Source organism: Endozoicomonas sp. SESOKO1 (assembly GCF_024606265.1).
Taxonomy (GTDB): domain Bacteria; phylum Pseudomonadota; class Gammaproteobacteria; order Pseudomonadales; family Endozoicomonadaceae; genus Endozoicomonas.
In genome coordinates this window covers 38,539-53,764 of record NZ_JAHHPP010000247.1, presented here as the reverse complement: position 1 = coordinate 53,764, position 15,226 = coordinate 38,539, and the positions used below count along the sequence as shown (strand labels likewise).

Below are 15,226 nucleotides of genomic sequence, written 5' to 3'. Positions count from 1 at the left end.
GATTCTTATCAGGGAAGTTCTCCGGGGTGGCCACACGTGAAAAACGATAAACTGAAATATCTGCCAGCAACCATCATTTTCTCTATTTTCTGGCTTTTCTTTGCACCGGCTTCTTACAGCTCCGATGCAGACTATATAAAAACGGCGGTTCTGTTCGTGGCCTACGACCAGGGTGAAAGCAACGCTTTCCTGCGTATTCAGGAAAAGCTTAAACACTCAAATATCCCCTACCGGATTCTGGCGATGGGTCGTGCTGCTGAAGTTTTCAAAGATGACCCGGCCCTGATTCCAGTGGATCGATTGACCCACAACGATGCGCTGTATGAAAATCGCGACCATCTGTTGAATCAGAAGCTGGTTTATAACCTCGCTGACAGCATCTCGACCAAAATTGTCTATACCGGTATGGCAAGCCGGGCACAGGCCCAGATTGCCAACATCTGGGATAGAAGGGGCGCAAAAGTCATTGCCTTTTATGATAATTTTGAGTCGGTTGATTCCATTAGTTATGTACAGCCTTTTTTAGAAGAGCTGAGATACATAGACGAATTCCATGTCCCCAGCAAAACAACAGCCCTCAGCTTTAAGGGCATCGCAGCCTCCCTGGGGGCAGAAGTCACTGTTACGGGACAACCCACGCTGGAAGACTGGGACAGAGTCTATAAAGATACCGATACTTTCTTATTACGCGACACCCTCAATATACACCCGGAACAGCCTGTAGTCCTTTTTGCCGGTGACTACAGCAGCAGCTATCCCCCAGCTTTTCAAACCTTTATTGCAGCAACAAGAATGCTGCCAGACGTTCTTTTTCTGGTTACATACCACCCCAAGTTTGATGGCGGCCTTGAGCACAGGATCATTGAGGCTCAATCGGACGGAAATGTCCATCTGCTACACCACGGCACATACTCCACCGCAACGCTGAGCACGATTGCTTCTGCGGTTATTGTCCATAAATCATCCGTAGCCCAGCAGGCCATTTACCGAGGCAAACCGGTCATCTACGTTGCTGATGAAAACTATCAGAACCTGATGCTGACCGAACAGCTTGCCATTCGCGCATCCAATCCAGAACCTCTGGCCATCATGATTAACGCTCACATCATGGGCTACAAACCACCGACGGCTGCCGAAAATCTGGGCATACCGGATGCTCCCAGCAGGACCATAGCAAAGCTGATCATTGATGAGTTAAAACGACAGTCTGATTAAAAATGGTGAGTTTTTTTGCGTCATTGGCTTTATAGAAATGACACAATATGATCTACTCAGTGGATGATGTGACTCGCGTTGAAGGTTTACGATGGGTATCCGAATACCCCATTTACTGATTTTTGTCAGGCTGTCCATTCTCTCTACCGTTGCCTTGCTGGCATTGACTGTGCTTTGCAATTTCATGGTGGCAAGAGCCACCAATGACGTCCTGTACTCTAACCTGAGCCAGCTTCCCTATAATCAGGTAGGTGTGTTGCTCGGTACCAGTAAATACTCTCGCCTGGGTGGATTCAATGACCACTACCGACTCCGGCTGGAGGCAGCTTTCCAGCTCTACAAAGCAGGCAAGATTGATTACATTCTCATCAGCGGCGATAACAGCACCCGTTTTTACGATGAACCAAGCACTATAAGACGCGACCTGCTCAACAAAGGAATCCCTGCAGAACGAATATACCGGGATTATGCGGGGTTCAGAACGCTTGATTCTGTCCTGAGGGCACATCATGTTTTTGATCTGGACAGCTTTACTATTATTTCCCAGGCCCCACACAATAAGCGGGCGCTTTACATCGCCATGAATCATGATATTGATGCCATTGCCTATAATGCCGGCGAGGGCTATGACATTGATATCAGCAATAAAGCCAGGGAGATGCTGGCCAGGGTACTGGCTGTGCTGGAAGTGCATTTTCTCAAGACAGGCCCGAAATTTCTTGGGCCAACCATTGAGATTGGTGTTACGCCACCGACCTGACCTGACCTGACCTGACCTGACATCCAGCTTAAAGGTCAATATTAAAGAATGGGGATTTTTTTACGTGTTTCCTGATTTTCTCCATGGTATTAGGGAACCAGTTATCAAGCCGACGGGTTTCCCGACAAATTTCATCGGCCAGTCGGGGATTTCGATAATCATTAAACACAACACCGACCAATGACACATCATGTTGGGTTAGTCTGTCCAGTGCCGATTTGAATTGTGTCTGTCGGGTCACTCCTGCCATTACGATCATTATTGTTCCATCAACCATGGAACAAATGGTCTCGGCTGGAATATTATTGCGATTCCTGGCATTGACCGGGGACGTATCAAAAACCACAGCGTCATAGTTTTCCAGCCAATGCGCCATCAGCTTGCCCATATTGGTGGCACTGCGAAATCTAAGCACATCCGTATCACAAGGGGCGGGCAGTATATCCAGGTTCACCTCATCCGAATGCATAGTACATCCATCAGCAGACTGGGGATTGGGCGACCAGTCCGTATGGATATGCCCGGAAATATCACCCAGTTCAGGGTGCAGCATATTCACTTCCACCAGCAACGTGCGCTTGCCATCAACTTCGCTGCGCTGGCTTAAGGCATAGGCCAGGGTACTGCAACCTTCTTCCGGGTTGGCAGAAGTAATGGCAACAGTGCGAAGCCCCTTGCCAATGCTGTTGCCATATATCTCTTCAATTTCCAGATAGTTAATGGGTAACTTGATCATGGCGTAATCCATCCCAAATTCCAGAGGAATTGAATGACCGTCAAAATAGTGGCCGCATCAGCAACCCGAGCCATGATCACATTCCAGTACGACTGAGATAGCTCTGGCACAAAAACCGTATCACCAGCCCTCAACACCGGCAGTCGTGAAGCATCCGGATCTTTCATAAAATCCACCAGATCAAAGGTTGTCGACCGGTTTTCACAACAGGAGCTATTGACAATGAGTATCTTCTCAATATAAGCCGTCTCTTTTGGCCCCTGAGCCTCTGCCAGTAAGTCCAGAATGGTCATATTATTGGTAAAGTCATAGCGGCCAGCTACATAAACGGCTCCCATAATCCGGACCGTATCCTGTGGGTCTTTCTCAACCCACCTCCTTTCGCTGGATGGAATAAAGATAGTGTCGCCGGGCTTCACTTTTGGAATCAAAGTATCATCACCCGTTCGAAAGTATCGCACCAGGTCCAGTTTACTGACCTTGGGGGCTCCCTCATTTCGATGAATTATCCGTATCTGGGACAGGTCAGCTTCTGCAGATGGCCCTTCGGCTGCAGAGAGTAAATCCAGAAAACCCATTTCCTCATTAAATGCAAATCGCCCGGGTCTGGAAACAGCCCCCAGCAGATAAATGGCATTTTCTTTTGGCAATTTGAGCCAGGTTGATTTATTGGATGTCGGGTTTTCAGGCAGCTCAGGAATAACTATCGTTGTACCACCGGTCAGTTCCGGCATATCTGACCACGCCCCACCAATTTCTATAAACTCCTGCAAATTGAACTCAATGACATTCCGCTCGTCATTGGAACCTGGCTTGATAATTTTCACATGGGCAAGGTCTGCATTATTCGTAGGGCCTCCTGCGTTACTGAGATAATCCATAAAATCTACTGATGGAGCCCACTCATAACGCCCCGGTTTTTTGACAGCCCCCAGAATTTTCAGTGAGCCTGAGGTTTTAAGCTTGATCCAGGACTGATCACTCTCGGGACCTTTTTCAGGGAAAAACACCGCATCTCCTGAGTCAATGGAAGGAAAACCCGTAATTCGACCTTCAGTAAACGCCTGAAAGTTAAAAGGAACAACAGTACCATTACTTTTAAGAACCCTGACCGATCGAATATCGGCATACTGGGTAGGCCCCCCTGAATTGGCAATAACATCCAGGAAACCAACGCCTTCAGATGTTTCGAATGCACCTGGCTTCTGAACTTGCCCCATCACATAAACTTTACGCGCCCCACCAGAAACAGAATCAACCATTTGGGCAACAAAGATGGTTGACCCCGGATCCAATATTGGCAGATCTTCATCTTTACCGGTTTCAAGAAACTGCTTCAGGTTAAACATCTTGGGCTCTACACCGGAAAGCACCCGAATCTGCTCAACATTGGCATACCGTGTAACACCCCCGGCTTTCAAAAGAGCATCCACCACATTAATGCCTTCCTCGAAAGGGAAGCTAACGGGCTTGATCACTTCACCAAAGACCTTGATAACGGTTCTGTCAGAAACAGAATCAACCGCTTTATCATCCACGACCCTTGGCTCTCCGTGAACGCTGCTCAGGCCAGGTGAGGTAGGCACAAAGATTTCATCCAGAGACTTGATCTCCGGAAGAACAGTGGGATCCCCCGTATCCAGGTAGCGTTTAAAGTTAAAAATTATCTTTTTACCATCTCTTCTCAGCTGCAGCTTATCCAGCTGGGCACCATCAACGAAGCCTCCTGCCTCGGTAATTGCCATCTGAATGTTGCCGGTACTGGGCAGCTCTACTTCGCCAGGTTCTTTGACAAAGCCCAGTACATTGATCAATAACCGTTTTTCCTTCAAATGGATGGTCAGTTTATCAAGGCCAAGAAAAACTTCGGAAAGCGCCGTATAAACGGCTTTATCTGCGGCCCTTAATGTAAGGCCGGATACTTTCAACTGCCCTATTTCAGGAAGGTGAATAGTGCCATCTCTACCAATAAGAAAGTTCGTATTGAATCCCTCTTCTCCGGGCAGCCCAATGACCAGAATATCCCCGGACTGCAACTGATAATGCTCAGGATCCCTGGTCCAGACTGATGACATATCAACCTCAATGTCTGATGCGTCGGCTACTTCCGGGGCTGCCAGCTCTGGAGCGGCTACCTCTGGGACAGTCAGCTCCGGATCAGACAATTCTGGATCAGCAGCCTCTGGTTCAGTAGCCCCTGGATCAGTCTCTTGTCCGTTTACTGCTATAAGTGAAGCGTTGTCTTCCAAGTCAGCGCTTTGATTATTTTCTAAATCAGGTTGATGTGAAATTTCCTTATCACTGCCCCCCTGATCCTGCAGAGCAACTGTTTTTCCAGAGGCTTTTTTCCGTAGCGAAATCAGCACAGCATCATCAGCTTCCAGCTTCCATTGGGCTGATTGTCCAGCTGTCACTGTAAAATGCTGGCTATTCCTGATGAGGGTAAAATCTGCGTCGAGGTCAGTGTCATCATAAAACGCATGGTATGAATTAAGACTCGTTAAAAATGAGTCAACAGGAAAAGGGTACTTTCCGGGACTCTGGATATCACCGAGGATGGCAATGTTGATCAGACGCTCAGGGGCAATATAGTTAATGCCCTCTACATTGAATGATTCGTATGATTCGTTAGTTATCCTGGATATTTCAGCAAGTGCAGCCTCTTCATCCATCCCCATAACATTGAGCACAACGCCATCAGGAAAAGTGATTGCCATCGCCTCATCAACTTGCAGAAGAGGAAGAGTCCCACCACCATCACTCAGCTTTATGAAGAAGCCTCCACCTTTTTCGATGAGTGCATTTGCAGATACTCCGCCAGAAGTCATTGCAAGTAATGAGAGAATTAGCAGAATTTGCAACAACCTGCCCCATAGAGCTGTGCAATAGAGCGTCTTCATTGAGGCCCCCGCATAAACAGTCTTAAATTTGCGGGTCTTGGCCAGTCTGAAAGCCCCAGCACAGAATCGCGAGACCGTAATGGTTCATGGCCCTTTTGAATCATCCCTGCCGCATACTGTAAAGGGCATCCTCCATCTTCAGCCATCGCTTCCATCATCAAACGAACCTTTTCCAGGGCAGAAAATGATTCGCTTAATCGATTACTGGCGTCCCCCAGAAGATCGCCATCAATCTCATATATAATAAGCCGGTGTTGATCATTGATTATGCTCATCTGCCCGGGAAGACAATATTCACCACCTGCTTTTTTGAGCTCCAGGTATCTGGATTGGCTCATCTCCAATAAGTTAATTACATAAGATCGGTCAATATCCCTGACATTGCGTTTTTCATCAACTGAAAGGCTATAATCACGGTCAGCATGAAGCGGCCATAGAATTACACATGAGGAGAGAAAAGGAAAAAAAAGATAAATAAGCAGATACCCGGCAGGTTTTCCAACCGGTGTCAAATAAGAAAAAAATAAAAATAATTTATTTTTTTGACAGGTATTCTTCAATACTCTCATATTGCTTGATCGTCTGGTTAATCCTGAGCATTGTCAATAACTCGTCAGGCTTTCCATTAACACCAAGCAATCCAAGATTTCTACTCTCTGTCTTTAGACGCTTATAAAGAAAAACCAGGGCACCGATGCCTGAAGAATCAAGTTCATTAACAGAACTCATGTCAACAAGGACATCCCCTGCACACTCTTTAATTAAATGATCAAAGTGACCTCTTACCTCATTCACTGTCTCTGCATTGAATTTATTATGCAATTCAATAATGTCACAGCTACTGGCTTGATAAGTCGCGTAATCCATTACCCGTTACTCCCAACTCCAACACTTCTTATTATCGGTCTAATAAAAGTAAAACAGAATTTCAAACAGCACACATTTAATTAGATTAGACAAAAGAACAAACACGTATTCTTTAAAAGTGTTTCTACTCAATTAATATAAGAATAACAAAAAATGATTTAGTAATTAAAAAAAAATTCCATTTTTTTATAGAATACACATCAAAGTAAACCCTATAGTTAAATCATAAGCCTGTAAATAACACCAACCAGACAATATGCCTAAATGCATTCAGAAATGAAGCTGTATCCAAATAACCCTGAATCAATGGCTAACATTTTAAGTTATTTTTATGGATACACAGAAGGGCACTCATTCTGAAGAACAACTGTCCATCAAACTGCTGAAGGCGATTCTTCTCTGTGCCTGTATATTAGGCGTTTTTTTAAGCCTTGTTCAGGTCTTCCTGGATGCTCGCCTGTCCAACGCTGATATTGATCGAAAAGCCAGGGAAATGCTGGCAATGATTCATGACCCTGCCAGCAAGGCTGCTTATCGTCTTGATACCGACATGGGACAGGAAGTGCTGAATGGTCTGTTGGAAATGAAATCAGTACAGGTGGCAGCAATACGTCTGGACGATACGTCAAATCTGGCCATGGTGGAAAGACCCATTTTTGCTTCCCGCTACCGCCTCCTCTCAGACTACATTTTTGACCCCATCCGTGTATACCGCCGACCACTGTATGGCAATGAATCAGAGAAAGAGCACTTTGGGGAACTGATTCTCTCCATTGATACTGCCTATGAAGGTAAGGCGTTTATTCAAAGGTCCGTCGTTGTGGTATTCGCCGGGATAATCCGGGCTATAGCAATGGCCCTGTTGATGTACCTGATCTGCACAACATTGCTGACTCGTCCCCTGAATCGTTTGATTCGCCATTTATCAAGCATTAACCCTGAAGAACCTGGACAACAGCAACTGCCTGTACCTAAAGGTAATGAGAATAATGAATTAGGACTATGGGTCAGAACAGCCAATAAACTGTTAGCGTCCATTAACTACCATCACAGTCTGCGTCAAAAAGCAGAAGCCCGCATCATGCGACTCTCTCAATATGACTACCTGACCAGACTGCCAAATCGCCGCACCATACAGAACCAGATCAATACCTTTATCCAAAAGGCCACAAAAAAGCATGAAAACATTGCCATTCTCTGTCTCGGACTGGATGACTTTAAATCATTAAATGCCCAGGTAAATTTCAATGCTGCCGAGCATATTCTGGTAAAAATCTCGGACCGGCTGAGAAACTGCATCGGTAATAAAGCCTATATTGGCCGATTAGGTGAAGATCAGTTTGCCATTATTCAATCAAGGATAGAGCAACCCTATGAGGCTGCTGAAATGGCTCAGTCTCTGATCAAGCAGCTTGACAAGCCTTTCGGGATTAACAATGAGCAGCTGACTATCAGTGCTACCGTAGGAATAACACTCTTTCCTGATGATGGAGAGGATGTCGACACATTACTGCAACAGGCTGAATTTGCCATGATCATGGCCAAGTCCAGAAGCCACAATCGTTACCAGTTCTATGTCGCTACTATTGATACCGAAATCCGCCAGCGCAAACGCCTGGAGATGGACCTCCATCAGGCCGTTGAAAACGGCGAACTCAGCCTGGCCTTTCAGCCTCAGTTCAACTATCAACAAGGTGAGCTGGTGGGAGCAGAGGCCTTGCTGCGCTGGAATCACCCGGATAAAGGGTTGATCTCTCCGGATATGTTCATTCCCATGGCAGAACACAGTCTTGATATTATTCCTATTGGTGACTGGGTTCTGGAAAATGCATGCAAACAGCTAAACAAGTGGCATCGTGACGGTTACCAAAACCTGCGTATGGCAGTCAACCTCTCGGCCATTCAGCTGCAGGATCCAAAAATTGCTGATCGTATTGCCTTTTTACTGAATAAATACCTGATCCCCCCTGGGACTCTGGAGCTTGAGGTGACAGAAACCTCCATTATTGATGACCTGGAAGCATCGAAAGCCCAACTCCAGAATATCAAAAGCATAGGGGTAACGCTGGCTATTGATGACTTTGGAACGGGCTACTCCTCTCTGGGTTATCTTAAACAGTTTCCATTCGACAAAATAAAAATTGATAAGTCCTTTGTCGAAGGCCTTCCTGAAAACCGGGAAAACTGTGGGATCGTTGAAGCTATTGTTCAGATTGGCAAGAGCTTCGGCCTGAAAGTTCTGGCTGAGGGTATAGAGACTGTTGAACAGGAAACCTACCTGGCTAAAAAAGGCTGTCAGGAAGGACAGGGCTATTACTACGGAAAGCCACTATCCGCCCACGACTTTATCAGCCTCATATCAAGTCAGCGTGCTTTGTCGGGTAATACGCCAGTAAAGGCTGGAGATCATGAGACTCTGGGAGACAATAATGACTGATCATCCCATTGTCATACTCCTGGACTCCCGACAGGCAGGTGGTATCGAGACCCATGTTTACCAACTTGGCAAAGCGCTGGAAAACAGTGGCTGGCCTGCAGAAATCTGGTTTTACCAGAAATATCAGACTGAACATCCCCTGGAACAGGCCTTAATAAACTCAGCCATCCGTTTTCGCTATCTCAGTGGCAAGTTGCCCGGGCTGATCTCAGCGCTCAAAGACACGCAGCCCCTGTTACTTCACACCCATGGCTACAAAGCCGGTATTGTTGGCCGCCTGGCTGCAGTAATCACAAGCACGCCCATTGTGTCCACCTTTCATAATGGTGATCCGGGTGAAGGTATGGTCCGGTTATATTCACTGCTTGACCAGCTGAGCAGCCCCATTTCTGAAAATATTGCCGTCAGTGAAGAGATTGCCAGAAGGTGGATCAGCACTCCCCATCGGATTGATAACTTTGTGGATGTTCCGGAACATTACCCTCCTCCGGGAAAAGCCATCGCTTTTGTTGGTCGGTTGAGTCACGAAAAAGGTCCTGACCTGTTTCTGCAGCTGGCCAAGCACCAGCCAGATCTCCCCTTCCGGCTATACGGCAGCGGCCCAATGGAAAAAGTACTGCAAAAGCAGCGGGTCAATAACGTCATGTTCATGGGGCAGGTTCAGTCCATGGAAGCCCATTGGCAAGACATTGGCCTATTGTGTATAACATCCCGTTTTGAAGGGTTACCCATGGTGGCACTTGAAGCCATGGCTTATGGCGTGCCTGTCCTCAGTTTTCCATTGGGAGGACTACCTGACCTCATTATCCAGGGCTTCAATGGCTGGACGTCCCCGGTTGGCGATCTCAATGAAATGAGCAATCTGCTGCAGTTCTGGTATTCACTGCCAGAGGCCGTGAAATGTCAGGTCAGGGAAGCGTGCGTTGCGACGGTTATCAATAAATACTCAAGTCAGGCGATCCTGCCAAAGATTCTTGATGTTTACCAGCAAGCCGTGCAGGCAAAAGGGTACGATTGGCCAGATATACCCAAAGAGTCCCCAGCCCATAGCCTGGCTAATAACAAACAGGATCGCTCTCACACAGTTGGATGAAGCAAATGGAACTCAGCCAGAATGTTATCAAAGGATTGAAAGTCGGAGCTATGCTGCGCCTGGTGGCGCAGATATTCACCTGGCTCAATACACTGATTCTGATCCGCCTCCTGACCCCTGATGATTATGGCCTTATGGCCATGACGATGGCTTTTATCGGCATATTTGCACTGATGGGAGACTTTGGTATTGGTAAAGCAATCATTCAGGCAGAAGAACTCACCACAAAGCGAATCAGGCAGGCATTCACGATTAATATTGTTTCCTGTCTGGTATTTTTCAGCATTTTCTTTTCAATTGCGCCGTTTATTGCCAGTTTCTTTGATGAACCAAGAGTGACCATTCTTGTCCAGGCAGTAGCCTGCCAGCACCTTATTATGATGTTCCATACCCTGCCTTACGCCATGGCAAGCCGCAGGATGCTGTTCAAAGAGCGGGAAAAAGTCCAGTTTTATACGACCCTGATGACCAGTATCGTCACCATCGCCATGGCTGCGTTCGGTCTCGGCGTATGGTCACTGATTCTGGGACATCTGTTCATGCGTCTGGCACTGACCGTTGGCTATAACTTTATTGCCCCGTGCTGGGTCAGGCCCGCATTGAGCTTCGAGGGATTTTCTAAAATGGCAGGATTCGGAGGCGTAGCCACCATTAATGATGTAATGCGTTTTTTCGTCAATATCTTTGGTAGCATCAGCATCGGCCGCCTGCTCACCAAAGCCGAGCTGGGGGTGTTCTCCGTAACCATAAATCTGGCCAATCTTCCCAGTGAAAAGATCGGTGAGCTTCTGAACCATCTGGGACTTTCCTCCTTTGCCAAACTTCAGAAAGAACGTGCTGTTGCAGGGCAATATCTGCATAAATCGGTGCAACTTGCCAGTCTGGTGCTGTTTCCCATGTATCTCGGTATCTGTGCCATATCCCCTGAACTGATCACGCTGGTACTCTCTGACAAATGGGCTGCCGCCATTGTCCCGTTTCAAATTCTCTGCCTGACCAGCCCATTCCGCATGCTGTCGGAAATGATGGCTACCGGGATAACCGCCATAGGTGAACCTGGCAAAAACAGCCAAACGCTGCTGTTAACGATCTTGACTCTTCCTGCTTTTTTCGTTGGGATCCAATATGGTGTTGCCGGGGCATGCTGGGCCTGGTTTGGTATTAGCCTGATCAGTTTCGCTTTCCACCTGAAAATCATTCTGCCAGCATTTGAGCTGAGACCATCGTCGTTCCTGAGCGCTCTTTTACCCAGTCTCTGCAGCTCCATTATTATGCTGGTGGGTTTACTGCTGCTTCGGGATCAGTTGACCGATCAGGTGCATGAGGCCGCCCAAATGTTCCTGATGATTCTGGCTGGAGTGCTCCTGTTTTGTGCCTCACAGTTACTACTTTTTCGTCGCCAGCTTTTTATCACCATTAAGTACTTAAGGCACTAGGGCGGTTAACGATGCAGCTACCCAACCTTGAGCGGCTGTTTATTAATCGCTACCAGACCGTAACCATCAGCGCCTACTGCGCACTCGCGGCACTTCCAAGTCTGATATTTCCACATCCGATAGCCCTGCTACCGCTGGCAGTGATTCCGCTGGGGTTGTTGTTTATCCTGCGCAAACCCTTTGTGGTTTGCCTGATTTTCATTCTCTTCTCCTTTTTCAGGCTTCATGAAGTATTTCCACAGCTGGACCCCATAAAGATTCCGCTATTAACGGCACTGGCCTCATACTTTGTTCTGGCCTGGCATATTTTTCTGACCGAAAAGGTCAAGGTCTACTGGCGACACGAACATACCATTTTTGCCCGGTTTTTCGGCTGGGTTGTGATTGGAATTGCATTTTCCAGCTATCCCCCAGCAGCTTTCGGTGCCTTTACCAGTGTGTATATGAAAATTGGCATCATGGTTTTGGCCATTTCGTGGATGATGACCGAGCACTGGCACTTCAAACTGGCGCACTTTATGATCATATGCTCCGGTCTGGCAGTTGGCGCAGTCACCCTTTATAACAATGCCAATGGTATTGGTATGGTTGAGGAAACCCGTGTCACTATTCCAGGTACCAGCCTGGGTGACCCTAATGATCTGTCGCTGGTTCTCAGCTTTCCGATGAGCTATGCCGTTGCCTACGCCTCTACCAAAGGTACCGGCAGGTTCAGGACGCTCCTTGGCCTGACCGGTATTATCGTCTTTGTTTCATCAATTATTGCTACACAAAGCCGCGGAGGCTTACTGGCGACTGTTGCCGTGTTTGGTATCTTTGGTCTCAGAATCATCAAATCAAAGCTGCTGCTCATTAGTATTGGCAGTTTTGCCTTGATGATTCTGGTGGCTGCTGCCGGCATCAGCGACCGTAAATCCGGTGGGGCTGCAGAGGATGGCATTGATGAGTCAGCCATGGGACGAATCCATGCCTGGGAAGCAGCTTTTAACATGGCCGTGAGGAACCCGATGACAGGCGTTGGCCTGGATCTCTTTCTGGACAATTACTGGGATTATGCAACCCATAGCCGGGCCGAGGGTAAGGCTCATGTTACTCACAGCACCTGGTTTCAGGTTATGTCGGAGTCTGGTTTTGTCGGTTTTGGCCTGTTCGGTTTTATGATTTTCACCGTTTTCATGTCCATAATGGGCTCATTGAAAAGGCTGGACCAAAAAAAAGATACACCAGAATATGATCCCCATATCTCAGCCATTGCAGCAGGAACCTACGCCGGGCTGGTCGGCTTCTGCGTATCCGGGACCTTCTTAAGCCAGGGTTTTCTGTGGCCGGTCTATATTATCACTGCCATAAGTATTGCCATTGCCAATTATACAGATAACCATTTCCGCCGTGAGCAGGTTCAATAACAATTTCCAGCTATCAATCTTGCATCTTGATTTGCAGTCAATATTTTTTAAAATCTGGCATTGTATATTTTTATCATCTTTAAATATTTGACAGCTTTCTAAAACATTTCATCCCCTTTTACCTTTGATTCAATCTTTTGGCTCTACTGGCTTTGCCCGATAAATTATAAATGTCATTATGCAGACCACAATTTCAATTTTGTTGTAAATAATGAACAATTTAAGGCATACGACTGTCTCAATGTTACTTTTTGCCGTTATTATCAGGTAAATCAATCTGAGCCAGCTTGCAACGATGCAAAAAATGATGCAAAAAAATTACCTTTACCCAATAGATTCACCCCATATAAGGCGAGCTGTTTACTAGATTGATTGAGTATACTCCGGTCATGACAAATAATTAATGATAATTAATGAGAACTCAGAAAAATCAGACAAGGCAGGGAGTTACCATATGCTGGAAAACATGAAGGCAAAAATAAAAAAAAGAGACTCTGTGGCAGGAAAGGTTCTGTTTCCCCTATTAAAATCTATTCACAATTTTGAAGTCCCAGTAATCAGACCGATTCATGGATTAATGTATCACCTGCATAAAGTAATTACAGGTGTTTTCAGTAATTTGACTCGTATTTTCTATTGGACTCCGGTGTTGAAATCCCAGCTCGCCAATATCCCGGGAAAGCTCTATCTTTACGACGGCATGCCTCTTCTGCTTGGGCCATTAAAGATTACTTTGGGTGACCAATGCCGACTGTCTGGCCATACTACCATCAGTGGCAGAGCCTCCACTGAGCAGAGTCCCGAATTGAAAGTTGGTAATAATGTAGACATTAGCTGGCAAAATGAAATTTTTGTCGGTGACCGTATTGAGATTGGTGATAACGTTCGGTTAGCCGTTAAAGTCAGGCTGGTTGGCTACCCCGGGCATCCTGTTGATCCGCTAGCCAGAGCCCGGGGAGAACCGGATACGGATGACCAGATTGGCAGCATTATCATCGAAGATGATGTATGGCTGGCAGCTGGAGTTACCGTTATGGGTGGCGTAACCATCGGAGCGGGAACGATTGTTGCGGCTGGCAGTATTGTCACCAAAGATTTGCCTTCCGGAGTTCTTGCCGGGGGAATTCCCGCCAGGGTCATCAAATCACTGGATTTGCCTTCGGAGAGTAGCAATGGCTGATCTGATTGTATTTGGCGAAGACTGGGGGGGCTTACCTTCCAGTACCCAGCACCTGATCAGTCATTTAACGAAAAGACATCGGGTAATCTGGATAAACTCCATTGGCATGAGGTCGCCGCAGCTTTCTTTAAGGGATATAAAAAGAGTCTGGCAAAAGATGCTGGCCATGCTTGAACATACTGGCAATCCAGAGCAAACAACTTCAGAGCACCCCCCCCCCCATTATCATCAATCCCAAAGTTATTCCTTTTCACCAGTTCAAATGGGTTCGCCGACTGAACAAACGACTTTTACTAAAAGACATTAACAGGGCAATAGAACAGGAAGGATTTGATAAGATTATTCTCTGGCTCTCATTACCCAACGCCGTCGATATGGTGGGTAGCTTGAATGAACAGGCTTCTATATATTACTGCGGTGATGATTTTGAAGGCCTTGATGGTGTTGACCATAAAATGGTCAGGCCGTTAGAGCAGGAGCTGGCAGAAAAGGTTGACCTGATTCTTGTCGTCAGCAAAACGCTGGCCAGGAAGTTTACTCACCCAAACACCATCATTCTGCCCCACGGTGTTGATTATCCACTGTTTTCATCACTAACAGAAAGACCCCATGATCTTCCTGAAAATGGCCCCGTTGCCGGTTTTTACGGCAGTATATCTGCCTGGCTGGATACCGATATACTGGTCCAATCCGCCATTGCCCTGCCCAGCTGGCAATTTGTTTTTATTGGCGATATTAAAACCGATGTCTCATCCCTTCAGGCTTTGCCAAATGTACACTTTCTGGGAGCCAGGCCACATCATCTACTGCCCTCCTATATTCAGCACTGGAATGTAGCTCTGCTGCCCTTTCGAAACAACAAGCAGATAGCTGCCTGTAATCCCCTGAAATTGAGAGAATATCTTGCGTCGGGCACTCCCATCGCTTCTACTTCTTTTCCCGCAGCTAGAGAATATGAGAATCTCGTTGCAATTCAGTCACCTAAAGAGCCATTTTCTCGAGTTATTTTGAGGGCCAATGAACAGAAAGAAGATAAAGCCAGGAGGCAGGACAGGGTTTCAACTGAATCATGGCAGCACAGGGCCACCCAGCTTGAGGCACTGATCAACCACTTGTCACGTTAAAGACACACGACTCATTTAATTAATGTCCTCTTAAAACAGAAGCTACAATTTAATTAATAGACATTCGACGCT

At 46.6% G+C, this 15,226-nt stretch carries 12 protein-coding genes; 8 read left to right on the top strand and 4 right to left on the bottom strand.

Annotated features, from left to right (window positions below):
• The first annotated feature begins 36 nt into the window (after positions 1 to 36).
• Positions 37 to 1,215, top strand: a complete 1,179-nt coding sequence (locus tag KDK13_RS11155; RefSeq protein ID WP_257285047.1) for a hypothetical protein — start codon at positions 37 to 39, stop codon at positions 1,213 to 1,215.
• A 91-nt stretch (positions 1,216 to 1,306) separates the two neighbouring features.
• On the top strand, positions 1,307 to 1,975 hold the full coding sequence (locus KDK13_RS11150) for a vancomycin high temperature exclusion protein (protein ID WP_257285046.1): 669 nt from the start codon (positions 1,307 to 1,309) through the stop codon (positions 1,973 to 1,975).
• Positions 1,976 to 2,003: 28 nt separating this feature from the next.
• Here KDK13_RS11150 and KDK13_RS11145 read toward each other — a convergent pair whose 3' ends face one another.
• The 4 genes from KDK13_RS11145 to KDK13_RS11130 all read right to left on the bottom strand — a co-directional run bounded on the left by KDK13_RS11145 (position 2,004) and on the right by KDK13_RS11130 (position 6,478).
• A complete protein-coding gene (locus KDK13_RS11145; protein ID WP_257285045.1) occupies positions 2,004 to 2,723 on the bottom strand; it encodes a CpsD/CapB family tyrosine-protein kinase in 720 nt (239 codons plus the stop codon).
• Entirely contained in the window at positions 2,708 to 5,572 is a 2,865-nt protein-coding gene (locus tag KDK13_RS11140) for an SLBB domain-containing protein (RefSeq protein WP_257285044.1), read from the bottom strand. Before KDK13_RS11140 ends, KDK13_RS11145 begins: the two co-directional genes overlap by 16 nt.
• A gap of 35 nt (positions 5,573 to 5,607) precedes the next feature.
• Entirely contained in the window at positions 5,608 to 5,949 is a 342-nt protein-coding gene (locus tag KDK13_RS11135; protein ID WP_257285043.1) for a hypothetical protein, read from the bottom strand.
• 196 nt (positions 5,950 to 6,145) lie between these two features.
• Positions 6,146 to 6,478 carry an STAS domain-containing protein gene (locus KDK13_RS11130; protein WP_209199922.1) on the bottom strand — a complete coding sequence of 111 codons (333 nt, stop codon included), beginning with the start codon at positions 6,476 to 6,478 and terminating at the stop codon, positions 6,146 to 6,148.
• Between the two features lie 331 nt (positions 6,479 to 6,809).
• Here KDK13_RS11130 and KDK13_RS11125 point away from each other — a divergent pair, with 331 nt between their 5' ends.
• The 6 genes from KDK13_RS11125 (at position 6,810) to KDK13_RS11100 (ending at position 15,154) form a co-directional block, all read left to right on the top strand.
• Entirely contained in the window at positions 6,810 to 8,915 is a 2,106-nt protein-coding gene (locus KDK13_RS11125) for a bifunctional diguanylate cyclase/phosphodiesterase (RefSeq protein ID WP_257285042.1), read from the top strand.
• Complete coding sequence (locus tag KDK13_RS11120; protein ID WP_257285041.1) at positions 8,908 to 10,008, top strand: glycosyltransferase family 4 protein; 1,101 nt, start codon at positions 8,908 to 8,910, stop codon at positions 10,006 to 10,008. The genes KDK13_RS11125 and KDK13_RS11120 overlap by 8 nt, the downstream gene beginning before the upstream one ends.
• Before the next feature lie 5 nt (positions 10,009 to 10,013).
• Positions 10,014 to 11,444 carry a lipopolysaccharide biosynthesis protein gene (locus KDK13_RS11115; protein WP_257285040.1) on the top strand — a complete coding sequence of 477 codons (1,431 nt, stop codon included), beginning with the start codon at positions 10,014 to 10,016 and terminating at the stop codon, positions 11,442 to 11,444.
• Positions 11,445 to 11,455: 11 nt separating this feature from the next.
• Positions 11,456 to 12,850, top strand: coding sequence for an O-antigen ligase family protein (locus KDK13_RS11110; protein WP_257285039.1), 1,395 nt, complete (start codon positions 11,456 to 11,458; stop codon positions 12,848 to 12,850).
• A 619-nt stretch (positions 12,851 to 13,469) separates the two neighbouring features.
• The gene (locus KDK13_RS11105; RefSeq protein ID WP_257285038.1) at positions 13,470 to 14,030 is read left to right on the top strand and encodes an acyltransferase; all 561 of its coding nucleotides are present in this window, start codon (positions 13,470 to 13,472) and stop codon (positions 14,028 to 14,030) included.
• 170 nt (positions 14,031 to 14,200) lie between these two features.
• Positions 14,201 to 15,154, top strand: a complete 954-nt coding sequence (locus tag KDK13_RS11100) for a glycosyltransferase (protein ID WP_257285037.1) — start codon at positions 14,201 to 14,203, stop codon at positions 15,152 to 15,154.
• The last annotated feature ends 72 nt before the right edge of the window (positions 15,155 to 15,226 follow it).